General features: G+C 72.6%; 18 protein-coding genes. 10 read left to right on the top strand and 8 right to left on the bottom strand.

The features are described 5' to 3' along the window. The first annotated feature begins 126 nt into the window (after positions 1-126). The 3 genes from ACQHII_RS40450 (at position 127) to ACQHII_RS40440 (ending at position 5,786) form a co-directional block, all read left to right on the top strand. Positions 127-1,530: an SWIM zinc finger family protein gene (locus ACQHII_RS40450; RefSeq protein WP_427923904.1), complete on the top strand. Its 1,404-nt coding sequence runs from the start codon at positions 127-129 to the stop codon at positions 1,528-1,530. Continuing rightward, entirely contained in the window at positions 1,527-4,190 is a 2,664-nt protein-coding gene (locus ACQHII_RS40445) for a DUF6493 family protein (protein ID WP_427923903.1), read from the top strand. Before ACQHII_RS40450 ends, ACQHII_RS40445 begins: the two co-directional genes overlap by 4 nt. A 144-nt stretch (positions 4,191-4,334) precedes the next feature. Continuing rightward, positions 4,335-5,786, top strand: coding sequence for a GNAT family N-acetyltransferase (locus ACQHII_RS40440; RefSeq protein ID WP_427923902.1), 1,452 nt, complete (start codon positions 4,335-4,337; stop codon positions 5,784-5,786). On the opposite strand, the gene ACQHII_RS40435 is transcribed toward ACQHII_RS40440, so the two are convergent. After that, positions 5,755-7,026 (bottom strand): trans-sulfuration enzyme family protein, encoded by a 1,272-nt coding sequence (locus tag ACQHII_RS40435; RefSeq protein WP_427923901.1) that lies wholly within the window; start codon positions 7,024-7,026, stop codon positions 5,755-5,757. The two genes, ACQHII_RS40440 and ACQHII_RS40435, sit on opposite strands and share 32 nt — an antisense overlap. A 60-nt stretch (positions 7,027-7,086) precedes the next feature. Here ACQHII_RS40435 and ACQHII_RS40430 point away from each other — a divergent pair, with 60 nt between their 5' ends. After that, complete coding sequence (locus tag ACQHII_RS40430; RefSeq protein ID WP_388110137.1) at positions 7,087-7,581, top strand: Lrp/AsnC family transcriptional regulator; 495 nt, start codon at positions 7,087-7,089, stop codon at positions 7,579-7,581. A 33-nt stretch (positions 7,582-7,614) separates the two neighbouring features. Beyond that, a complete protein-coding gene (locus tag ACQHII_RS40425; RefSeq protein WP_427923900.1) occupies positions 7,615-9,306 on the top strand; it encodes a DUF885 domain-containing protein in 1,692 nt (563 codons plus the stop codon). A 76-nt stretch (positions 9,307-9,382) separates the two neighbouring features. Here ACQHII_RS40425 and ACQHII_RS40420 read toward each other — a convergent pair whose 3' ends face one another. Next, the gene (locus ACQHII_RS40420; RefSeq protein WP_427923899.1) at positions 9,383-9,901 is read right to left on the bottom strand and encodes an immunity 21 family protein; all 519 of its coding nucleotides are present in this window, start codon (positions 9,899-9,901) and stop codon (positions 9,383-9,385) included. A 94-nt stretch (positions 9,902-9,995) separates the two neighbouring features. Next, complete coding sequence (locus ACQHII_RS40415) at positions 9,996-10,436, bottom strand: rhodanese-like domain-containing protein (protein WP_427923898.1); 441 nt, start codon at positions 10,434-10,436, stop codon at positions 9,996-9,998. Positions 10,437-10,561: 125 nt separating this feature from the next. Here ACQHII_RS40415 and ACQHII_RS40410 point away from each other — a divergent pair, with 125 nt between their 5' ends. Next, a complete protein-coding gene (locus tag ACQHII_RS40410) occupies positions 10,562-11,008 on the top strand; it encodes an Lrp/AsnC family transcriptional regulator (RefSeq protein WP_200711081.1) in 447 nt (148 codons plus the stop codon). Positions 11,009-11,019: 11 nt separating this feature from the next. On the opposite strand, the gene ACQHII_RS40405 is transcribed toward ACQHII_RS40410, so the two are convergent. Further along, positions 11,020-14,010 (bottom strand): AAA family ATPase, encoded by a 2,991-nt coding sequence (locus tag ACQHII_RS40405; protein WP_427923897.1) that lies wholly within the window; start codon positions 14,008-14,010, stop codon positions 11,020-11,022. Between the two features lie 166 nt (positions 14,011-14,176). Next, positions 14,177-15,340 carry an exonuclease SbcCD subunit D gene (locus ACQHII_RS40400; RefSeq protein ID WP_427923896.1) on the bottom strand — a complete coding sequence of 388 codons (1,164 nt, stop codon included), beginning with the start codon at positions 15,338-15,340 and terminating at the stop codon, positions 14,177-14,179. Between the two features lie 315 nt (positions 15,341-15,655). Here ACQHII_RS40400 and ACQHII_RS40395 point away from each other — a divergent pair, with 315 nt between their 5' ends. Beyond that, a complete protein-coding gene (locus tag ACQHII_RS40395; RefSeq protein WP_427923895.1) occupies positions 15,656-16,384 on the top strand; it encodes an IclR family transcriptional regulator in 729 nt (242 codons plus the stop codon). A 100-nt stretch (positions 16,385-16,484) separates the two neighbouring features. After that, positions 16,485-18,464, top strand: coding sequence for a protein kinase domain-containing protein (locus ACQHII_RS40390; protein WP_427923894.1), 1,980 nt, complete (start codon positions 16,485-16,487; stop codon positions 18,462-18,464). A 27-nt stretch (positions 18,465-18,491) separates the two neighbouring features. On the opposite strand, the gene ACQHII_RS40385 is transcribed toward ACQHII_RS40390, so the two are convergent. Next, positions 18,492-19,118 (bottom strand): YigZ family protein, encoded by a 627-nt coding sequence (locus tag ACQHII_RS40385; protein WP_427923893.1) that lies wholly within the window; start codon positions 19,116-19,118, stop codon positions 18,492-18,494. A 125-nt stretch (positions 19,119-19,243) separates the two neighbouring features. Here ACQHII_RS40385 and ACQHII_RS40380 point away from each other — a divergent pair, with 125 nt between their 5' ends. Both ACQHII_RS40380 and ACQHII_RS40375 read left to right on the top strand, forming a co-directional pair. Further along, positions 19,244-21,229 carry an amino acid transporter gene (locus ACQHII_RS40380; RefSeq protein ID WP_427923892.1) on the top strand — a complete coding sequence of 662 codons (1,986 nt, stop codon included), beginning with the start codon at positions 19,244-19,246 and terminating at the stop codon, positions 21,227-21,229. 5 nt (positions 21,230-21,234) lie between these two features. Continuing rightward, positions 21,235-22,059, top strand: a complete 825-nt coding sequence (locus tag ACQHII_RS40375; protein ID WP_427923891.1) for an SDR family oxidoreductase — start codon at positions 21,235-21,237, stop codon at positions 22,057-22,059. A gap of 8 nt (positions 22,060-22,067) precedes the next feature. Here the strand turns inward: ACQHII_RS40375 and ACQHII_RS40370 are convergent, their stop codons facing one another. Both ACQHII_RS40370 and ACQHII_RS40365 read right to left on the bottom strand, forming a co-directional pair. Next, entirely contained in the window at positions 22,068-22,610 is a 543-nt protein-coding gene (locus tag ACQHII_RS40370; RefSeq protein WP_427923890.1) for a SixA phosphatase family protein, read from the bottom strand. Then, positions 22,607-23,371 carry a hypothetical protein gene (locus ACQHII_RS40365; protein ID WP_427923889.1) on the bottom strand — a complete coding sequence of 255 codons (765 nt, stop codon included), beginning with the start codon at positions 23,369-23,371 and terminating at the stop codon, positions 22,607-22,609. The genes ACQHII_RS40370 and ACQHII_RS40365 overlap by 4 nt, the downstream gene beginning before the upstream one ends. Positions 23,372-23,377: the final 6 nt, after the last annotated feature.

Here is a 23,377-nt window from a genome sequence, read left to right as displayed (position 1 = left end):
ACCTGTACCGCGCACCGGCGTCATCCCCCGGTGCGCGGTGCGTGTCGCGGCACGCCGGCATCCGCGCCCAATCCCGCGTTTTCGCAGGTCAGGCCGATTGTCAGTGGCGGCCTCTACGGTTTTTCCATGACGCGATCTTTGCAGGCCGTGACCTATCGCCGACCCTCCGTGCTGGAGTCGTCGGAGAGTGGACGGCGCCTCGGGCTGGAGACCTCCCAGGGGGCGACGCCTTCGGGTGTCACCGACCATCCGCGCTTCTTCGCGGGCTTCCTGACCTCGCCTCAGGTGGCCTCGGCGGCGCTGCTGGCGGTGGCAGACGTTGCGGGCACGCGGTACTACCAGCGCCAACTGGCCGCCTCGCTCGACCCGGTGGTGACGGCGGGCGGTGACCGGCTGCGCTTCGAGTCCTTCTCCGGCTGCGGCGGGGTGTACGCGCGACTGGACGTCCTCGGCCCCGGTCTCGACGGCGGCGAGGTGGGACACGGCACGACGAACGTCGACGTCAACAACCCGCTGCGAGAAGCCCTTTCGCGTATCGGCCCGGACGATCCGCTCCATCTCCGGGTCGGCCCGGAGGAGTTGGCCGTGACCACACTGGACGGCCCGGTGCTGGAGAAGAAGGTGCCGCTCCCGGACCGCTGGCTGCGCGGCTTCGCGGAGGCCCAGGTCATAGCGGCGGGCTTCGACCTGCGGGGCGAGCTGCCCGCGGCGGAGGCGGTCCGCTTCCTGCGCTCGCTCCCGAAGGCCGGTGCGCGCGGCGCCGCGAGCGGCCCCCGCTGGGTCGTACCGGCGGGCCGCAGCCTGCGCCCCACCACCCGCCCCGTCCCGGGCACGGTGTGCCTGCCCGGGCCGGAGCGGCTGATCGCCCTCCAGCGGGTCCTGCGCCATGCGACGTCCCTGCGGATCTACGGCCCCTCCGTCACCGGCGCCGACGCCACTGCCGGTGCGTGGGAGGCGGTCCTGCCGGGGATGCGACTGACCCTCACGCTGTCGCCGGACGCGTCGCGCGGCTTCTCCGGCGAGGGAGGTTTCCTGGACGCGCTCGCGACCGACGAGGCGGGCGAGGACGCCGAGTTGATCGCCGTGCTGCTGGCCTGGGAGCCCCGCATCGACGTGGGCGACCTGGCCGCATCCTCGGGGCTCACCCCCGAGCGGGTCCGCGCCGCGCTCGTCCGGCTGGGCACTTCCGGGCGCGTCGGGTACGACACGGCGGAGGCGGCCTACTTCCACCGTGAACTGCCGTACGACGCGCGGCGCGTGGAGCGTCACAATCCGCGGCTGCGCTCGGCGCTCGCGCTGGTGGCCGCGGACGCGGTGCGGCTGGACGGCGCGATCGGCACGGTGACGGCCGAGGACGGTCATGTGCACCGGGTGCGGGACGAGGCGGGGGCGCTGAGCTGCAGCTGTGTGTGGTGGGCGAAGTACCGGGGCGGGCGCGGGCCGTGCAAGCACGCGCTGGCGGTACGGATGGTGCGGCGGGGTGCCGCGGTGGAGCGGGACATGGTGCGGGTCGACGGGGGTGTGCGATGAGTGCGCTGATGGAAGCGGTACGGGCGGGACGGACGGCCGAGGTGGTGGGGTTGCTCGACGGGCTGACGGATGCCGAACGCCGGGCGTTCCTGCCGGAGTTGAAGGACCTCCGCAAGGAGCTGCGCACGGCGCCGTGGGGTCATCCGTCCCGCCACGTCTATCCGACACTGCACGCGGCCGGTGCCGCCTGTGAGACGGGGGCGGCCGCCGCGGTGAGCTGGATCGCCGGGAGCGACATGCGCTGGTCCCAGTCGTCGGCGGCGCTGCTGATCCACATCCTGGGCGACCGCGATGCCTCCTGGCTGGCCGATGTGACACACCGCCTCGCCGGGCGGCCGGCCTCCGCCGGGGTGTCGTACGAGCTGATGGCGGGTCTGGTCCGGCTCTCCGGTTGTCCGGTGCCGACGACGGAGACCTATGTGCAGGCCTGGGTGTCGCACACCGGTCAGCTGTGGCAGCTCGGGGACACCCTGTTCGACCGGCTGCGCAGGGATCCCCACCTCGCGGAGCTGATGGCCGCGCTGTTCGAGACGAACGACGTCGCCGGTCCCATGGAGTGGTCGTCCAAGGAGAACGTGGACGGCTGGGTCGACGCGATCGCCCGGCTCAGCGTCGAGGGCGCCCTGGACCGGAAGCGGACGGTGGACGCCTGCGTGGCCCGGCTGCTGCGGGGCGGTTCGACGCTCGATCAGCGGGCGTTCCTGCGCGTGCTGAAGGGGCTCGCCCTCACTCGTGAGGAGGAGCGGGAGCACATCGCCGACTGGCTGGCCCTGACCTCGGACGCGGTGCCCACCGCGGCCTCGCACGCCCAGACGGTGCTCGGTTCTCTCGCTCTGGACGGGGAGTTGACGCCGCGCCGGCTGGCGGAGCTGTCCGACGCGGTGCTGTTCAGGTCCGAGAAGAAGCTCGTCCGGGCGCAGCTCGTGCTGCTGGGGAAGGTGCTGGCACAGGACGCGTCGGCCGCCGCGGAGGTGCTGCCCGCGCTCGCGTTCGCCTTCGGGCACGCGGACACGGAGGTTCAGGAGCGGGCGCTGAAACTGGTCGAGCGGCACTTGAAGAAGGTCGACTCCTCCAAGGTGCGGGCCGAACTCGCTTCGGCGGCCGACCAGTTGGTCCCGGCGCTGCGCGCGCGTGCGGTCGAGACGCTGGGGGCGGCGCCGGTCACCGCGGAGGCGGCGGTCCATGAGGAGGTGCTTCCGCCACCCCCGACGCCGGTCCGCCTCGCACCGGCTCCCGAGTCGGCGGTCGAACTCGCCGAGGAAGTAGGGGCGTTGATGGCATCCGACAGCGATGTGGCGGCGTTCGAGCGGGCGTTGGACGGACTCGTCCGCCACGCCTACCAGGACCGGGACGCCCTGGTGGAGGCGTTGGGGCCGGTGTGCGCGCGCCTCTGGTGGGGCGGCTCCGATCCGGACGACGTCCGTGTCGACAACCGCTTCAGCAAGAATCACCACGGGTTCAACACCGTGGCGGAGAGCCTCGACCTCCTGCTGGCCACGCTCCGGGGCAAGGTGCACACCGCCACACTCCACAACGCCGTCCAGCACGGCGGCTCCCGGTCCCGGTCATGCGGACACAGCCCGCTGTCCCATGCCTTCGAGGCACGCGTCTGGGAGGTGGCGTACCGCATCCGCGCGGAGCCGCTGCCGTTCCTGCTGTCGACCCCCAGCTGGAACACGGGCCTGCTGGAGCCAGACGAACTGGTGGCCCGGCTCGACACCTATCGGCAGCTGGACGCGCGGGTCTCGGCGGCGGACTTCGCGCAGGCGCTGCTGCGGGTGCGCCGCACGGACCGGGCGGCGGCAGCGGTGGCGGCCGAGCGCGCGGCGGCGCTCGGTACGGCCGAGGGCGTCCGGCTCGCCCGCTGGCTGTCGTCCGGGGAACCCGCGCCGCCCACCAGCCGACGACGGTCCACCGGGGCCCGCGTCCAGCTCGAATTCGGTGAACTCGTCTCACTTCAGGCTGACTTCCCGGCGGGGTTCCGGGAGCTCGGACGGCCGACGACGGTCTACGGCGAGCGCTGGCACTGCTTCCACTGGAACCGGGACATGCAGCGGCACTGGCTCGCGATACTTCCCGAGCTGCGCGAGCTGGTGGCGGTGCGGATAGTGCGGGAGGTGTCCACCGCGGCCGTGGACGACGCCCGGGGCGCTGCCGCCGTACTCGCTCTGCTCGCCGAGTCCGACGGCGTGGCCGGTGAGGCGACGCACCTGTGTCTGGCGTACGGGCTCGGCGCCCGGCACCCCGAGGACCGGCTCGCCGCGGTGGACGCGTTGCTGGTGCTCGCGGCACGGGGACAGCTGGACGGGGAGCGGCTGGGCACGGATCTCGGGCAGTTGGTGCGGAGCGGGGCGGTGAAGCCCTCGCGGCTCGCCGAGTCGATGCGGACAGGGGCCGCCACCGGGGCGAACACGAGCATATGGGGGATCCTCCGGCACGCCCTGACCGCGCTGCTCGCCGATCTCGACGGGGACATCAAGCCGACGCCGGCGCGGGGGCTCGGGGACCTGCTCGCCGTGGCCTCCGAGTGCGCGGAGCGGTCCGGGGCGCGGGGCGAGCTGCCGCATCTGGCGCAGGCGGCGGACCGGACCGGCACGTCCCGACTGGTCACCCAGGCACGTCGGCTGCGCACCGCGCTGGTGGCGGGGGTGGCCGCATGACGTAGGACACCGGGGCTGACCTTCAGAGCAGCGCACTCGCAAAAAGAACGGCAAAAGGTACAGAACCATGCTTTTACCGGTCGGTCACAGAGCGTTCGTGATCACGCAACACCCTTCCTTCACAGTGGTTGCATGAGTCGAGACATGTCTGATGTGACGCGCGCCAGGCACGGGCGTCCGGTGCACCACTGGCGGCGCGACCTGGTGGAGCTGGCGGCGCTGTTCACGGCGGTCGCCGTGGCGGACGTCGTGGCGAATCTGGTGGGGCACGGGCCCGGGGGCCCGACGCTGCTGGCGATCTCCGCGCTGGCGCTGATCGCCACGGCGGGGTTCCACACATGGTGGTCACGCCGCCACGGTCACGCACCTCCTACGGGCGATACCGGCGCCCGGTCCGCCGCACGGGTGCGGCAGGCCGGGCCCTCCGAGTCGGAGTCCCCGAGCGGGTCCGAGCCGGAGTCCCAGCAGTCGTCCGTGGCGCCCGACGGCGTCGCCGAGCCGGCCACGCTGTGGCGGATGCGGACCACGGTGCGGGACGCGCCCGGATCGCTGGCCGCGCTGTGCACGGCGCTGGCCGGACGGCAGGTCGACATCCTGAGCCTGCAGACGCATCCGCTGGCCGAGGGCACGGTGGACGAGTTCCTGCTGCGGGCGCCGGGCGAGGTCGCGGCCTCCGAGATCACCCGGGTGGTGGCGACGGCCGGCGGTTCGAGCACCTGGATCGAGCGGGCCGACGCCCACGATCTGGTGGACGCGCCGACCCGGGTCCTGGGCCTGGCCACCCGCACGGCCCTGGACGCGGCGGAACTGCCGCTGGCGCTGCGGCAGTTGCTCGGCCGGTGCACCATCCGTTCGCTGCCCGCGACCACTTCGGGCAAGGGACGCGAGCCGGAGCCGATGCCCACGGAGGGGTCGTTGGAGGACACGGTCATGCGCCTGCGGGCGCCGGAAGGCGGAGTGATCACCGTGGAGCGGCCGTATCTGCCGTTCACGCCCACCGAGTTCGCCCGGGCGCGGGCCCTGGTGGAGCTGGACGCCCGGCTCGGTCCGCGCATCCCGCGCAGCCAGGACGTGCTGACGCTGCCCGAGGGCAACGCGATCACCGTGCGGAGGGCGGACACCGGCGATCTGGAGGCGGCGCGGGAGATGCACGAGCGCTGCTCGGCGCGCACGCTCGGCATGCGGTACCACGGGCCGGTCGGTGACGCCGACCGCTATCTCAACCACCTGCTCTCTCCGCGCTTCGGGCGGACGCTCGCGGTGCAAACGGCGTCGGGACGGATCGTCGGACTCGGGCACCTGCTCTGGGACGGGGACGAGACGGAGGTCGCGCTGCTCGTCGAGGACGACTGGCAACGGCGGGGCATCGGGAGCGAGTTGCTTGGCCGGCTGGTGGGGATGGCTGTCGAGGCCGGCTGCGAGAGCGTGTATGCCGTGACGCAGGCGTCCAACACGGGGATGGTGGCGGCGATGCGGGGGCTTGAGCTGCCGCTCGACTATCAGATCGAGGAGGGGACGTTGGTGGTCACGGCGCGGTTGGGTTCGGCGGTGGGAGCTGCCGAGGTCACGGAGTTCGGGAGGGCCGAAGCGCCGTAGCGATGGCGGCTGAGTCGGCGGGTGCGGGCGCGCTGTGGCTGGTCGCGCCCCGCGGCGGAGCCGCAGATGAATGCAGCCCCGCGCCCCTGAGGACGGGCGCGAGCGCCCTGTCCAAGTCCGACCACAAGTCCTCGACATCCTCCAGCCCCACCGACAACCGAAGCAGACGGTCGCTCACCCCGGCCCCCCGCCGGTCCGTCTCCTCCACCACCCGGTGGCTGATCGACGCCGGATGCTGGATCAGGCTGTCCACGCTGCCGAGGCTCACCGCCGGGGTGATGAGGCTGACCCCGGCGATGACCTCGTGGGGGTCGCCATGTACCTCGAAGGCGATCATCGCGCCGCCGATGCGCGGGTAGTGGACGTGGGCCACGCGCGGGTCGGCGGAGAGGCGGCGGGCGAGTTCGGCAGCGGTGGCGGACGCGGCGCGTACCCGGATCGGCAGGGTCGCGAGGCCGCGCAGCAGGAGGTAGCCGGCCAGGGGGTGCAGTACGCCGCCGGTCGCGAAGCGGATCTGACGGAGTCGGCCGGCGAACTCCTCGTCGCAGGCCACCACGCCCGCCATCACGTCGCCGTGCCCGCCGAGGTACTTGGTGGCGCTGTGCAGGACGAGACGTGCGCCGTGTTCGATCGGGCGTTGCAGGACGGGCGTGGCGAAGGTGTTGTCCGCGAGGAGGGGCACCGAGCCGCAGGAGTGGGCGATCGCGCGCAGGTCGGGTTCGGCGAGGGTCGGGTTGGCCGGTGACTCGACGACGACAAGGCCGGTGTCGGGGCGCAGCGCGTCGGCGATGCCGGCCGGGTCGGTCCAGGTCACCTCGGAGCCGAGCAGTCCGGCGGTGAGCAGGTGGTCGCTGCAACCGTAGAGGGGCCGTACGGCCACGATGTGTCGCAGCCCCAGTGAGGCGCGCGCCAGTAGGACGGCGGTCAGGGCCGCCATGCCGCTGGCGAAGGCGACCGCGCTGTCGGTGCCTTCGAGGCGGGCGAGGGCGGTTTCGAAGCGGGCGACGGTCGGGTTGCCGAGGCGGCCGTAGACGGGCGGGCCGTCCGGTTCGGCGCCGGTGGTGGCGAAGGCGTCGATGCGGGCGGCCTCGCCACGGCTGTCGTAGGACGGGTAGGTGGTCGACAGGTCGATGGGCGCGGCGTGCAGGCCCTGCCGGGCCAGGTCGTCACGGCCGGCGTGCACGGCTTCGGTGTCCAGCGCCCGGCGGGCCGGGGTGGGGTGCAGGCTCGTTGTGTCCATGGAGAGAAGGGTGAACATCGACCGGGTACGCATGCCAGAACTCCGTGTTACGTTCGACGGATGACCGACTCTGTCGTACTCGATCCGGTGGATCTTCATCTGCTGCGGCTGCTGCAGAACGACGCCCGGGCGACGTATCGCGAGCTCGCGGCGCAGGTCGGGGTCGCGCCGTCGACGTGTCTGGACCGGGTGGCGCGGTTGCGCCGGGCCGGTGTGATCCTCGGGCATCAACTGCGGCTCGATCCGGCGAAGTTGGGGCGCGGTCTCGAGGCGCTGCTGTCGGTGCAGGTCAGGCCGCACCGGCGGGAGCTGGTGGGGCCGTTCGTGGAGCGGGTGCGGGCGCTGCCGGAGTCGCGGACCGTGTTCCATCTGACCGGGCCGGACGACTATCTCGTCCATGTGGCCGTCGCGGACATGGCCGACTTGCAGCGGCTGGTCCTGGACGAGTTCACGTCACAGCGGGAGGTGGCGCGTGTGGAGACCCGGTTGATCTTCCAGCAGTGGGACTGCGGGCCCTTGCTGCCGCTTGCCACGCCCGTAGCCGAATCGGGGTGACGGGGAGAAGTCCCAGGTATGAGGATGGTCCTCATGTCGCAGACCAATACTCCGCTGCCCCGGCAGGTCGCCGACGCCTACGTCGACGATCTCATCGCCCTCAACCCGGTCATCGGTACGTATCTCGGCGTGAAGGAGAGTTCGAGCAGGCTGCCCGATCTCTCCCCCGCAGGTCAGGAACGACTCGCGGAGCTTCAGCGGGCGACCCTCGCGAAGCTCGACGAGGCAGAGCGCCGACCCGGCGCGGACAGCGGCGTGGAGCGCCGGTGCGCGCGCCTGCTGCGCGAGCGGCTGACCGCCGCACTCGGTGTGCACGACACGGAGGAGGGTCTGCGCGAGGTGGGCAACATGCACACCCCCGCGCACTCGGTGCGTGATGTGTTCACGGTGACTCCGTCGGAGACCGAAGAGGACTGGGCGGCGATCGCCGAGCGGCTGCGCGCGGTGCCCGCCGCGCTGGCCGGCTACCGCGAGTCCCTCCAACTGGGCCTGGACCGGAAGCTGTTCGCGGGTCCGCGCCCGACGGCCACCTTCATCGGCCAGCTCACCGAGTGGTCGGACCCGGACGGCGAGGGGCGCGGCTGGTACGAGGACTTCGCCTCGGCCGGACCCGAGACCCTGCGCGCCGAGCTCGACGAGGCCGCCCGCGGGGCGACCGCGGCCCTGGTGGAACTGCGGGACTGGCTGCGGGACGTGTACGCGCCGGCGATCGAGGGCGCGCCGAACACGGTGGGCCGTGAGCGGTACGCGCGCTGGGCCCGCTACTACAACGGTACGGAGCTGAACCTCGACGAGGCGTACGCGTACGGCTGGTCCGAGTACCACCGGCTGCTCGCGGAGATGAAGCGGGAGGCCGAGAAGATCCTGCCCGGCGCCGCGACCCCGTGGGTGGCGCTCGCCCACCTCGACGAGCACGGGCGGCACATCGAGGGTGTCGACGAGGTCCGTGACTGGCTCCAGAGTGTGATGGACAGGGCGATCGAGGAGCTGGACGGCACCCACTTCGAACTCGCCGAGCGGGTACGGCGGGTGGAGTCGCGGATCGCGCCGGCGGGCAGTGCGGCGGCGCCGTACTACACACAGCCTTCGTCGGACTTCTCGCGGCCGGGCCGCACCTGGCTGCCGACCATGGGACAGACGCGGTTCCCGGTCTACGACCTCGTCTCGACCTGGTACCACGAGGGCGTCCCCGGCCATCACCTCCAGCTCGCCCAGTGGGCGCATGTCGCCGAGGACCTGTCCCGCTACCAGGCGTCCGTCGGCATGGTGAGCGCCAACGCCGAGGGCTGGGCGCTGTACGCGGAGCAACTGATGGACGAGCTGGGCTACTTGGCCGACGCGGAGGAGCGACTCGGCTTCCTGGACGGGCAGATGATGCGGGCCACCCGGATCATCGTCGACATCGGTATGCATCTGGAGCTGGAGATCCCGGCGGACTCGCCGTTCCACCCCGGTGAGCGGTGGACGCCCGAGCTGGCGCAGGAGTTCTTCGGGGCGCACAGCAGCCGTCCGGCGGACTTCGTGGAGAGCGAGCTGACCCGCTATCTCACGATCCCGGGCCAGGCCATCGGCTACAAACTCGGCCAGCGCGCCTGGCTGTTGGGCCGGGAGAACGCACGGCAGCGGCACGGCGAGGACTTCGACCTGAAGGCGTGGCACATGGCCGCGCTGTCGCAGGGTTCGCTCGGCCTCGACGACCTGGTGGACGAGCTGTCACAGCTCTGACGCCGGCACCCGGGGGCGAAGTCCCTTCAACGCCGGGCCAGTTGGCACCTGGGGCCGAAGTTCCATCGACCCCAGGTCAGTCGGGAAGTCGTCGTAGCTGCACAAGGCCCAGCCAGGTCTCCGGGCCCGGCTGGGCTCGGCCCGCGCGGACGGCGTAGCGTCCCGGTTCCAGGTCGACCTTCAGATGTTCGGTGCCCTCGGAGTCCCGTCCGGGCCATGCCGAGTCGAACAGCACCAGCGGTCCGGGTACGTCCCACCGCACCTCGTTCTCCCAGGTCGCGGAGGCGAGCGCGGCGGGCACACCGGCCAGCAGCTCGTCCTCGGAGTCCGCGGCACACCACCGTACGAAGGTGCCGTGCTCCGGCAGGAAGGACGTCGAGGCGGGTTCGTCGCCCAGGACCAGGGCCGCGCTGTCCCCCACCGGCAGCAGGCCGACACCGCCGCCGACCTCGCACGCCCGGTCGTAGTCCGAGGCCAGTTCGTCGCCGTCGGCACCCGTCCAGAACGGCAGCACCGTCTCCGGTACCGCGATGAGCGGCCCGCCGCCCGATTCCACCCACTGCACCGCCGTGTCCGGCTCCGCGTATCGCACCATGGGCAGAACCTAACGCACAGCGAGCCCACATGTTCATGGTTCGAGCCGCCACGCGCGCCGCCAACTCGCTTACCGATACAGCCCGTTCGCGGTTTCAGCAGCCGCAGTCGGCCGCGGCGACCGGTGCCGTCAGCGGGTCGGCCGCGCGCCGTTCCCGCCCCTCCCAGGTCTCGAACTCGAAGCCCTCGCGCACCCAGTACTCGAAGCCGCCGAGCATCTCCCGTACCTGGTAACCGAGTTCGGCGAGGGCGAGGGCCGCACGGGTGGCGCCGTTGCAGCCGGGGCCCCAGCAGTACGTCACCACCGGCACGGATCTGTCGAGGAGTCGCCCGGCCTGTTCGGGGACGAGCGCGGCGGGGAGGTGGACCGCTCCGGGGATGTGCCCCTGGTCCCAGGACTCGGTGGAGCGTGAGTCCACGAGGACGAAGGCGGGATCGCCGGAAGCGAGCGCGGCGGCGACGTCGGAGACGTCGCTGTGGAAGGCGAGGCTCGCGCGGAAGTGGGCGGCGGCTGCCGCGGAGGTGGTGCTGCTCATGGAGGCCGGCCTTTCACCGAGGTGTCCTGACACCCGGAAATCTACGGTCGGCGGCCGGTCCTCTGAAGTGACAATTCCCGGCGTCCGGCTTGATCCGCCGGGGATTCCCCTGCTATTTCTCAGGTATGACCGCGTATTCCCCGGACGCCACCGACTGGCGCATCCTCGACGTCCTCCAGCGGGAGGGCCGGGCCGGTTTCGCCGAGCTGGCCCGGGCCGTGTCCATGTCCGCGAGCGCGGTCACCGAAAGGGTGCGGCGGCTGGAGGAGGCCGGGGTGATCCAGGGGTACACGGCGGTCGTGGACCCGGAGCGACTCGGCCTGCCGATCCTGGCGTTCGTGCGGCTGCGCTATCCGAACGGCAACTACAAGCCGTTCCACGACCTGGTCGCGGTGACGCCCGAGATCCTGGAGGCACATCACATCACGGGCGACGACTGCTTCATGATCAAGGTCGCGGCCCGCTCGATGCGCCACCTGGAGGAGGTGTCGGGGAAGATCGGCGCGCTGGGCTCGGTCACCACCAGCGTCGTCTACTCCTCACCGCTCCCCCGCCGCCCGCTCGGTCACTGACCTCACCGACCTCACCGCCCCCGCTGCCGTACGGCCGACCCCGCCCGCCCCTTCACGACCTCCAGCTGCGCGTGGATGCGCCGCCGCAGGTCGGCGACATGGCTGACGATGCCGACGCTGCGGTCCCGTTCGCGCAGCGAGTCGAGGACGTCGAGGACCTCGTCGAGGGTCTGCTCGTCGAGGCTGCCGAAGCCCTCGTCGATGAAGAGAGTGTCGAGCCGGACCCCGCCGGCCTCGTCGGTGACGACGTCCGCGAGTCCGAGCGCGAGGGCGAGCGAGGCGAAGAACGTCTCGCCGCCGGACAGCGTCGCCGTGTCCCGCTCGCGCCCGGTCCACGCGTCGACGACATGCAGCCCGAGTCCGCTGCGCCCGCGTCCGGCCCGGTCGTCGGAGTGGACGAGGGTGTAGCGGCCTGACGACATGCGTTGCAGCCGTACGGTCGCGGCGGCGGCCACCTGTTCCAGCCGGGCGGCGAGGACGTACGACTCCAGGCGCATCTTGCGTTCGTTGTCCGCCGAAGTGCCCGCGGTGAGGGCGGCGAGGCGGGCCACCCGGTCGTACTCCTCGCGCAGCGGCGCCAGTTGACGTGCCCCGGCCGCCGACCGGGCGGAGAGCCGGTCGAGTTCGGTGCAGCGCCGGGCCGCCGCGTCGCGCGCGGAGGCCGCGTCCCGGGTCCGCCGCTCGGCCGCGCCCGCGGCGCGCTCCGCCAGGTCCAGGTCGGCGGGGGCCTGTTGGGCGGCCGCCACTGTGTCGGCCTCCGCGAGGACCGCCCGTACGGTGGCCTCCTCCGACTGCCAGGCGTCCAGGCGCCGTTGGAGGTCGCGATGGGCCGTGTCGTCGAGGAGGGCGTCGGCCGCGGCCTGCGGGGTGTCGAAACCGGCGCGGAAAGCTGCGTCGGCAAGCCGCGCGTCGGCGTCCTTGAGGCGCTGCGCGGTGTCCTCGGCGACCCGTGCGGTGTCGGCGGCGTCGGTGAGCAGCGCGGCCTGCCGCTCCAGCTGGTCGGCGCGCGCCGCCACGCTGTCGGCGGTGCCCCGCGTCTGCGCCAACTCCTCTTCCAGCGAGGCGCGTTCACGGTCGAGGGTGTCGCGGAGGGTCGTACGGGAGGCGGCTCTGAGGGCGGCCTGCTGCTGGATGCCGGTCCGCCGGTCGTGCTCCTGCTCGGCCCGCCGCAGCTCCTCGGTCGCGGGGTGCAGCCAGGACGCGTCCCGGCGCGCCTGCTCGTACAGCCGCTCCAACTCCGCGCACTCGTCGGCAAGTTGACCGGTCGGGGTGTCCCCCGCCTCCGCCGTGGCCGCGGCGAGCGCTTCCCTAACGAGGGCGAGGCGACGCTCGGCCTCGGTGCGCTGTTCCTCGGCGTGCTGGTGGGCGGTGAGGGCCTGTTCCTCGGCTGCGCGGTCGACGTGTTCCGCGGACTTGCGTGCGGGCGCGGGGTGTTCGGAGGCACCGCAGACCGCGCAGGGTTCGCCGTCGGTGAGGTGGGCGGCGAGTTCGGCGGCGATGCCGTTCAGCCGCTGTTCCTTGAGGTCGAGCCAGTGGGCGCGGGCCCCGACGGCTAGTTCGGCAAGGGCGAGCACCTGTCGCTGGGCGTCCTCCGTGTCCCCGGCGAACTGGTCCCGCTGCCGGGCCGCCCGGAGCCGCCGCTCGGCGGGCTCGCGGCGCACGGCGAGCTGTTCGGCCCGGCTCGCGGCCTCCTGGGCGGACTCGATCCGCGTCCGCAGGCCCGTGCGGTTGGTGTCCCACCCGGCGAGCCAGGCTTCGGCCTCCTGCCGTACGTCCTCGTCTGCGCGCTCCTGCCGGTCCAACTCGGCGCGCTCCACGCCGAGTTCGGTCAGGCGCTGTTCGGCGCGGCGGGCCGACTCCAGGCCGCCCAGTTCCTCGGCGGCCCGGCGGGCGGCGGCGGTGAGCCCGGCCGCCCCGGCACCCGCGAAGGTTTCCGGCAGCAGATCGCGTGCGCGCGCCTCGGCCCGGGCGGCTTCCCGGTGCTCTGTCTCGGCGGCCTCCCGCAGCTCCAGCGCCGGCGCCACCGCCTCCGCCTTGCGCGCCCGCTCCATCCGCGCCTGTGCCTGCCGATAGCCGTCGGCGCGTTCCTCCAGGAGCGCGGCCCGCTCCCGCGCCTGCGCGAACCGCTGTTGCAGGCGCGCCAGTTCGCGTACGTCGGCCAGCTCCCGGTCGGCGGCGGCCCGGGCGGACTCGGCGGCGGCGAGGCGGCTGTGCGCGATGGTCAGCTGTTCGCGCGCGGTGCTGCGGGCGACGGCCGCCGCGCCCAACACCTCGGCGGCGAGGCCGGGTTCGCCGGGTGCGAGGTCCGGCAGCTCCATGGCGTTCCCGGCCGCCTGCTGCATGCGGTGCGCGTCGGCCAGCAACTCGGCGTCGCCCTGCCTGACTTGGGCCTCAGTGGCGCGCCGCCGGTCGGCGAGCCGCTTCTCGACGTCGGCGAAGCGGTGGGTGTCGAAGAGCCGGCCGAGCAGCTTGCCGCGCGCCTCGGCGTCGGAGCGCAGGAACCGCGCGAACTCCCCCTGGGGCAGCAGCACGACCTGGCAGAACTGCTCCCGGCTCATCCCGAGCAGCTGGGTGATCTCCTCGCCGATCTCCTGGTGCGAGCGGCTGAGGTCCTTCCAGGTGCCGGCGCTCGCGTCGTACTCGCGCAGCCAGCTCTGCGCCTTGTCCAGAGTGCTGCCGGTGCCGCGCTTCTTGGGGCGGGCCCAGGGCGGCTGCCGGGTGAGTTCCAACCGCCGCCCGGAGACGGTCAGTTCGAGCCGGACCTCGGTGCGGGTGGCGGGTGCCGCGTGGTCGCTGCGCAGGGTGAGCCCCTGGCCGGACTGGCGGACGCCGGGCACCGAGCCGTAGAGCGCGTAGCAGACGGCGTCGAGGACGGAGGTCTTGCCGGCGCCGGTCGGGCCGTGCAGGAGGAAGAGACCGGCGGAGGACAGTTCGTCGAAGCCGACGGTCTGCGAGCCGCCGAAGGGCCCGAAGGCGGTGATGTCGAGCCGGTGCAGCCTCATCGCACCCCCTCTCCCGCCGAGAACCGCGCGCTCGATCTCGCCGAGAACCGCGCGCTCAATCCCGTCGAGAACCGCACGCTCACTCGTGCCGCCGGCCGCGCGCTCACTCGTTCCCGGGGCCGCGCGTTCGCGGCGCCGCTTCCCTGTTCTCCCGAGCGCCGCGCGTTCACGGCGTCACCTCCCGCACCACGGCGTCCGCGCGCACCGCGTCGAACGCCTCCTGGAGCACGGTCTGTTCGGCATCGTCGGGCCCGGCACCGCGCACATGGGCGACGAAGTCGTCGGCGATCTCCTGGTCGCTGCGGCCCGCGAGACGCCTGGCGTACGACACGTCGGGGTCGTCCGGGGACCGCTCGGGGTCGAAGACCAGGCTGAGGGTGTGCGGGAAGCGCTCGGTGAGCCGGGCCATGGGGTCGGCCGGGCGCACCGGGTCGGTAAGCGTCGCCTCGACCCACGCCTCCTCGTGCCGCGCGAGCTCCGGATCGTCGAGCAGGTCCTCCAACGCGCCCCGGATCCGGGCAAGTTCGCGCGGCACCGGGCAGTCGACGCGCTCGGCGGTGACGGTCCCGTCGGCGTCCAGGTCGACGAGCCACACGCTCTTGCGGTGGTCGGCCTCGGAGAAGGAGTACGGCAGCGGGGAGCCCGAGTAGCGCACGCGCCCGGTGATGGTCTGCGAGCCGTGCAGATGCCCGAGGGCCACATAGTGGACGCCGTCGAAGACCCCGGCCGGTACGGCGGCGACCCCGCCGACGGTGATGTCCCGCTCGCTGTCGCTGGCCTCGCCGCCGGTGACGAAGGCGTGGGCGAGGACCACCGAACGGGTGCCGGGCGCGCGGGTGGCCAGGTCGGCGCGGACGCGCTCCATGGCGGCGGCCAGCACTGCCTCGTGCCCGGCCTTGTCCACCCCGAACTCGGCCTTCACCAGGGCGGGTTCGAGATACGGCAGCCCGTAGAAGGCCACGTCGCCGAACGCGTCCGGAATCACCACGGGTGTCCCGCAGGCCGACGGCTCGGTGCGCAGGTGGATGCCCGCGCGGTCGATCAGTCCCGCTCCGACGCCGAGGCGGCGGGCCGAGTCGTGGTTCCCGGAGATCATCACCGTGGGCACGCCCAGGTCGGCGAGCCGGTGCAGGGTGTCGTCGAAGAGCTCGACGGCGGCGAGCGGCGGGACCGCACGGTCGTACACGTCTCCCGACACGACCACGGCGTCCACCGCGTGCTCGCGCACGATGGTGACGAGGTGGGTCACGAAGTCGGCCTGGGCCCCGAGCATGTTCACTCGGTGGAACGCCCGGCCCAGGTGCCAGTCGGAGGTGTGCAGCAGTTTCATGGAGCCACCACGCTAGCGCCTGTGGCCCCCCTGCTTCACCACGGCCACACGCTCGCGCCTGACCTGTCGAACAAGACGCCGCATATATCCCTTATGTCGACACCCAACACCCCTTATGTCATGGCCTGGCACACAAAGTTGCGCAGTCGGCGGCGTTCCGAACGAGCCCACGCCCACGGGGTCGGTCACGACGTGGAAGCCCAGCCCGAACCCGCGGTCGCGGTGCTCGTCGTCGGGGTTCCCCACCGTACGCCGGTCCTCCGGTGTCTCAATTGCCCCACTCCCCAAAGCATTGCTGCATGCCACACTCACTCCATGCCAGGTCCCATCCAGTCGCTGTCCCGAGGCGCCGCGCTGTTACGGCTGCTGGCCACCGGTGAGGGACGGCTCGGTCTCTCCGACGCCGCCGCCTCGCTCGGTCTGCCGAAGGGCACGGTGTACGGCATCCTGCGCACCCTGCGGCAGGAGGGCCTCGTCGAGCAGGATCCGGTGTCCGGCAAGTACGGGCTGGGCGCGGAGTTGGCGCGGCTGGGCGGCAGGTACCTCCAGACCCATGAGTTACGGGCCCATGCCCTGGCCTGGGCCGACGATCTCGCCCGGGGCACCGGGGAGGCGGTGCACGTGGGTGTGCCGCACCGGTCGGGCGTGCTGATCGTCCATCACGTCTTCCGCCCCGACAACACACCGCAGGTCCTGGAGACCGGCACGGTCGTGCCCCTCGGGGGAACGGCGCTGGGTGCGGTCCTGGGCGCCTATGCGTCCCATTCGGCTGAGCCGCCCGCGAGTTCACCGGCTCTCGCCGACAGTGCGGAGGCCGTCAGGGACCGCGGCTGGGCCTGCGTTCCCGGACCGGCCAGGGACGGCACGGCGTCGATCGCCGTACCGATCCGCGACCGGCGGCGGGGCGCCGTCGCGGCGGTGAGCGTCACGGGGTCCGCCGACCGGGTCTGCGCGGACGGTCCGGTGCGCGCCTCCCTGGTCTCCGCGGCGCGGACCTGCGCCCGCTCGATCTCCCGCAGCCTCGGCGACACGGATCGCCCCTGAGGCGGCCGACTCCCCACAGGAAACCCTCAACTCCCCTGTCCCATAAGGGAGCTGCGCTAACCTCACGTCACACGCACCACGCGAGAGACGCAGGGTTCCCATGCCAGTCGAGTACCGCGGTCGGTCCGAAACGATGGCCTACGCGGCGGCGGGGATGGAACCGCCGCCCGTGGTCCCGTTGCGGAAGAGCGACCCCCGGCAGGCGGGCCCGTACCGCCTGCTGTCGGTGCTGGGCAGCGGCGGAATGGGCCGGGTCTATCTCGGCCGCGACGCCACCGGCGCCACCGGGCCCGCCGCCGTGAAGGTGATCCGCCCCGAGTACGCGGAGGACCCGCAGTTCCGCAGGCGCTTCGAGCGCGAGGTCGGCGCCCTGGACAGCATCCAAGGGGCGCACATCGTACGGCTGTTGGGCAGCGGTTGCGACGAGGACCTGGTGTGGGTCGCCACCGAGTACATACCCGGGCCCACGCTGGACCAGCTGGTCGACGCGCGCGGACCGGTCGGCGCGGCGGCGGCCTGGCGGCTGATGGGCGACGTGGGACGGGCGATCGAGGCGATCTGGCGCGCGGGACTGGTGCACCGCGACCTCAAGCCCTCCAACGTCATCCTGGGTGCCGACGGCGCCCGCGTCATCGACTTCGGGGTCGTCCAGGCCACCGACGGCACCTCGATCACCGCCACGGGCCAGAACGTGGGCACCCCCGCCTACATGTCCCCGGAGCAGGTCCGCGGCCAGGAGGTCACCGCCGCCTCGGACATCTTCTCGCTGGCCTCCACGCTCACCTACGCCGTCGCCGGGGAGGCACCGTTCGGCGAGGGCACCGGCGTCGACGTGCTGCACCGGGTGGCCTTCGACCCGCCCCGGGAGGAGACCCTCGACAAGGTGGCGGCCGTCGACGCGGACCTGGCCGCGTTCATCCGCGTCTGCCTGGACAAGGACCCCGAGCAACGGCCGTTGCCCGAAGCCGTGTTCAGGACCGCCATCGGGCATCAGCTGTCCGGGCCGGTCGGCGAACCGCCGCGCGCGGCTCCCGGGCGCGAGGCGTCCCCCGGGCTCGCGCTCTCCCCCGCCGTCCGTCCCGCGGCGACGCCCCCCGAACCGCCTGCCGAAGAGCCCGGCAAGTCCCAAGTCGCGCCCGGGAAAAGGGGGTTCACGCCAGGGAGCCGCCGAAAGCTGATCGCGGGTGCCGCCGCGGCCGTCCTGGTCGCCGGCGGCATCACCGCGACGCTGCTGCTGCACCACGACGACGGCAGCGGGACGTCGGCCGGTGCCGGGTCGAAGTCGTCCTCGACAGCGGCCGCACCGGAGAACTCGCCCTCGGCGCCGAACAGTTCACCGACCTCGGACGCCACCCGGCCGGGGACGGGGAACGTGGCGTCGCAGAGCCCTACACAGGCGCCGGACACCCACGATCCCGCGACCCTCGACATCCGGATCGCCTCGTGCGTCGCCGAGATCGCCTCGCACTCCCGCGGCGACTGCGTCAAGGCCCTCCAACTCCTCCTCGCCGGCTACGGGTTGCACGTCACGGTCGACGGCGACTACGGGAAGGAGACGAGCGACGCGGTGAAGGCGTTCCAGACCGAGGCCGGAACCGCCCCGAGCGGCTCGGTCGACGCGCAGACCATGAAACTGCTGTACGGCACGGAGCGCGGACCGGTCAGGACCGGTTCGGTGACCGTCACCGAGAGCGTGCGCGCCGTCGATGTCGCCCGGTGTCTCGACGCCCGCGTCTCCGAGGTGCAGGTGTGGGGGTGCAACGGCACGGCGGCCCAGAAGTGGGCGCTGTACCGCGTGCCCGACCACGCGTCCCAGTACCTCGTCGTCAATCAGGGCAACCACGGCTGCCTGGACGCCGACGCCGATACGGTCGGCCAGAACTTCTCGAAGATCCGGGCCAGGACCTGCGACGGACTGAGCGCACAACGCTGGCAACTGGGCAGCGCCGGGACCCTGGTGAGCGCCCCGGACGGCTTCTGTCTGGACGCGGAGGCCGACAAGTCGGGGCAGGACGGTCAGCCCGTCCAGACCTTCGGCTGCGCGGGCAGCCCCAACCAGGTCTGGAACTGGCACTCCTGACGAAGCATCAGAAAGACTCGGAGCTGGTCAGGCGTCCCCGTACGCCTCGCCGCCCAGCTCCAGCGCCGCCGTCCCCGCCGTCGCATCGGCCAGCCACGCCCGGAAGGCGTCCACATCGGCGTCCGGCAGCCCGATCTCGATGGTGACCGCCTCGCCGTAGCGGACATCGCGAACCTCGCGGCCGGTGGCGCGCAGGTCGTTCTGGATCTTGCCGGCCCGCTGGTGGTCGACGGTCACGGTGGCCAGCCGGAAGCGGCGGCGGGTGAGGGTGCCGAGGGCGTCGAGCGCCTCGCCGACCGAGCCGCCGTAGGCCCTGATGAGGCCGCCCGCGCCGAGCTTGACGCCGCCGTAGTAGCGGGTGACGACGGCGACGACGTACCGCATGTCGCGGCGCAGCAGCATCTGGAGCATGGGGACACCGGCCGTGCCACCGGGTTCGCCGTCGTCGCTCGCCTTCTGGATCGCGGCGTCGGCGCCGATGACGTAGGCGAAGCAGTTGTGCGTGGCGTCGGCGTGCTCCTTGCGGATACGGGCGACGAAGTCCTGGGCCTCCTGCTCGGTGCCCGCCGGGGCGAGGGCGCACAGAAAGCGCGAGCGATTGACCTCGGTCTCGTGCACGCCCGGCCGGGCCACTGTGCGGTACTCGTCCTGCATCCGGCCAGCCTATGCACAGGGTCAGGGGTCGCCCCCGGTCCGGGTACGGGTGACGATGTGGTGGATACTCGCTGCTCGTTGCCCGGGTGGCGGGCGCGGGCGTTCGACCTCAGGGAGTTCTCGGCATGACCGGCGCGCAGGTGGACCCGACGGAGAGCGTGGAGTCCGGCGATTCGGGGTCCGCCGCCGAGCGCTGCCGGGCCTGGCTGCTGGAGGGGCTGAGCGAGCAGAGTGCCCGGCATCCTGGGCCGCACGCCACGCCGAACCCGGAGCACGAGGGGCACCGGTGGTGGCGGGTCATGTGTCTGACCGGCGTCGACTACTTCTCCACGCTGGGCTATCAGCCGGGTATCGCCGCGCTCGCGGCAGGGCTGCTGTCGCCGCTGGCCACGGTCGTGCTGATCGCGCTGACGCTGCTCGGGGCGCTGCCGGTGTACCGGCGGGTGGCGCACGAGTCCCCGCACGGCGAGGGGTCGATCGCCATGCTGGAGCGACTGCTGCCGTGGTGGTCGGGGAAGATCTTCGTGCTGGTGCTGCTGGGCTTCGCGGCGACCGACTTCATGATCACGGTCACCCTGTCGGCGGCGGACGCGGCGGCGCACGTCGTGGAGAACCCCTTCGCGCCGGGCTGGATGCACGGCGGCAACACCTGGATCACGCTGGTGCTGGTCGGCGCGCTGGGCGCGGTCTTCCTCAAGGGCTTCCGGGAGGCCATCGGGATCGCGGTGGTGCTGGTGGGCGTGTATCTCACGCTCAACCTGGTGGTGCTCGCGGTGTCGGCCTGGGAGGTGCTGAGCCATCCGGTGAAGATCGGCGACTGGACGGACGCGATGACGGCCGCACACTCCTCACCGCTCGCGATGGTCGGCGTCGCGCTCCTCGTGTTCCCGAAGCTCGCCCTCGGCATGTCCGGCTTCGAGACGGGCGTGGCGGTGATGCCGCAGGTCAAGGGCGATCCCACGGACACCTGGGAGAAGCCCACGGGCCGTATCCGCGAGACCCGCAAGCTGCTCACCACGGCCGCCGTGATCATGTCCGGTTTTCTGCTGCTGTCCAGCCTGGCGACGACCATCCTCATCCCGCAGAGCGCGTTCAAGACCGGCGGCCCGGCGAACGGCCGCGCCCTCGCCTACCTCGCGCACGAGCACCTGGGCCAGGTCTTCGGCACGTTCTACGACGTCTCGACGATCGCGATCCTGTGGTTCGCGGGCGCCTCCGCACTCGCCGGACTGCTGAACCTCGTGCCCCGCTATCTGCCGCGCTACGGCATGGCGCCCGAGTGGACGCGGGCGGTGCGGCCGCTGGTCCTCGTGTTCATGGTGACGGCGGTGCTGATCACGCTCTGGTTCCACGCGAGCGTCGACGCGCAGAGCGGCGCGTACGCGACCGGGGTGCTGGTCCTGATGCTGTCCGCCGCTTTCGCCTCCACGGTCACCGTGCACAAGCGCGGCCACCGCAAGGCCACGCTCGGGTTCGGCACGATCACCGCCGTCTTCGCGTACACCCTCGTCACGAACGTCATCGAACGGCCCGACGGCATCAAGATCGCCGGGATCTTCATCGTGCTGATCCTCGCGACGTCGTTCGGTTCCCGCATCCACCGCGCGTTCGAACTCCGTGCCGCCGAGGTCACGTTCGACGACACGGCGGCCCGGTTCATCGACGAGGCGGCACGCTCCGGGCCGCTGCGGCTGATCGCCAACGAGCCGCAGGAGCACAGCAGTCGGGAGTACCGCGCCAAGGAGTACAGCCAGCGCGAACACACCCACATCCCGGAGGGCGGCCCGGTGCTCTTCGTGGAGGTCATCGTCCGCGACTCCTCGGACTTCACGGCGGACATCGCCGTGCGCGGCGACAAGAAGTACGGGGTACGGCGGCTCCGGGTCGAAGGCCCCACCGTGCCCAACTCGATCGCCGCGGTGCTGCTCGCCCTGCGGGACCGCACCGGTGAGGTCCCGCACGCCTACTTCGACTGGACCGAGGGCAACCCGGTCAGTCATCTGATCCGTTTCCTGGTCTTCGGGGACGGCGAGGTCGCCCCGGTCACCCGCGAGGTACTGCGCCGCGCGGAACCGGACCGGCACCTTCGGCCCCGCGTCCACGTCGGCTGACCGCCGTGAGGCTCCTGATCGTCGGCGGCAGCGGCTTCCTCGGCACGGAACTGGTACGCCGGGCGAGCGCGGCGGGCGAGGCCACGGCGGCCACGTACTGCTCCGTACGCCCCGAGACCGCGCCGCTCGGCGTCTCCTGGCACCGGCTCGACCTCCGCGCGCCCGACCGACTCGACGACCTCCTGGCCGAGTTGACTCCGGACGTAATCATCAACGCGACCAGCGGACTGAGCGACTGGGCGGTCACCGCCGACGGTTCGGTCCGCGTGGCGATGGCGGCGGCACGCCACGGCCACCGCCTGGTCCATGTCTCCAGCGACGCCGTGTTCTCCGGTTCGCGGATCTCCTACGACGAGTCCTGCCCGCCCGACCCGGTCACCCCGTACGGCGCGGCGAAGGCCGCCGCCGAGACCGCCGTACGCCTCCTGACACCGGCCGCGGCGGTCGCGCGCACCTCGCTGATCGTCGGCCACGGCGGCTCCGCGCACGAGCGCATGGTGCACGAACTGGCCGCCGGTGCCCGCGAGGGCGTTCTGTTCACCGATGTCGTCCGCTGCCCGGTCCATGTCGGGGACCTGGCCGCCGCACTGCTGGAACTCGCGCTGTCCGACGGATCCGGCATGTTCCATCTGGCCGGCCCGGACGCCCTGAGCCGCCACGAGCTCGGCGTGCTCATCGCCCGCCGCGACGGACTCGACGCGAGCCGGCTCCCCGCCGGGCGGGGAGAGGGGACGTCCATGGCCCTCGACGTCCGCCTCGACGGCCGGGCCACGCAGGAGCGGTTGGGCACCCGGCTGCGCGGAGCCCGGGAGTTCCTCCGACTCCCCTAGAAGCGGGCCTACTTCTTCTTGCCCCTCGGCACGGTCAGGCCCGTCAGCAGGGCCGTGCCCGGGGCGAGGTCCTGCCAGGTGCGGCCGTGCCAGGCCAGGACCGCGATGGCCGAGGTCGGGAACTTCACCCGGACCTCGTCGAGCGCGTCGTCGAGACTGTCACCGGCGAGTTCGAGGACCAGTTCCTCCAGGCCGGGGTTGTGCCCGACGACGAGCAACGTCTCGACCTCGTGCGGCACTTGGTGCACGGCGTCGAGCAGATCCTCCACATCGGCCGCGTAGAGCCGCGGTTCGTACCGCACCGGCGGCGGGGTGCCCCACTGGGACGACGCCAACTCCCAGGTCTGGCGCGCCCGTACGGCCGTGGAGCACAGCGCGAGGTCCGGCAGGGAGTCCGCCTCGGCGAGCGCGATCCCGGCGGCCGGGGCGTCGCGGAGACCGCGCGGGGCAAGGGGCCGTAGCTGGTCGGGAACGCCTTCGGGCCAGGCCGACTTGGCGTGCCGCAGCACGACCAGTCGGCGCAGCGGGCGGGCCCCGGAACGGGCGTTCACGCCAACGACCCGATGTCACGGGTGAGTTCGAGCCCGAGGAGCCGGTCGGCGTAGGCGTACGTCTCGAAGCGGGCACCGTCCGGCAGGTCGGGCCAGGTCTCCACGCGCCGCAACACCCCCAGCACGGCAGGCACGTTCAGGTCGTTCTCCCAGGCGCTCCGCAGCTCGGCCCGCACCTCGTCGGGCACCGGCCGCGAGGGCCGCCGCGCCCAGTCGGCGACCGACGCCCGCCAGTGCGCGAGGGTCCGCCGCGCCTCCTCCAGCCCGTCCGCGTCGAGCCGCACCGGCAGGTCCCGCGGGTGCGAGAGCAGGGCGAGCCGGAACGCACCCGGGTCGGAGAGGTCCGGGGCAGCGGTCGCAGGGGATTCCACGGGCGCTACGGCGACCAGGACTCCCCCTGGTGTCGCCTCGCTCCCGGCGGCCACGTGGAGGACCTGCGCCTCGCCGAGTCCGGAGCCGACGTCTCCGCCGTGCTCGAACGGGCGAATGCCCAACGCACCGACGGCGGCCCGGAGTTCGGCCTGCTCGTGATCGCCGGTGAGCAGGGCCCACACGGGTGTGCCGCCGAGTTCGAGGGCGCGTACGAGGAGGTCGGCGACGAGGAGGACACGTAGTGCCGTGGGATCGAGGCCCGACGCGTGCGCCTCGACCCTGGTCAGGCCACGGCGGGCGGGGGCGGCTTCGGTGGAGTCGCCGGTTCGGGCGTCGATGATGCGCAGCACGGCCCGAGCGTAGGCGGGTGGAGGGCCGTACGCACGCATGTTCGC

This window comes from Streptomyces sp. cg40 (genome assembly GCF_050320165.1).
In the GTDB taxonomy this organism is placed as follows: domain Bacteria; phylum Actinomycetota; class Actinomycetes; order Streptomycetales; family Streptomycetaceae; genus Streptomyces; species Streptomyces hokutonensis.
Note: the sequence above shows the minus strand (reverse complement) of the source record. Positions and strands in the feature narration are given on the sequence as shown.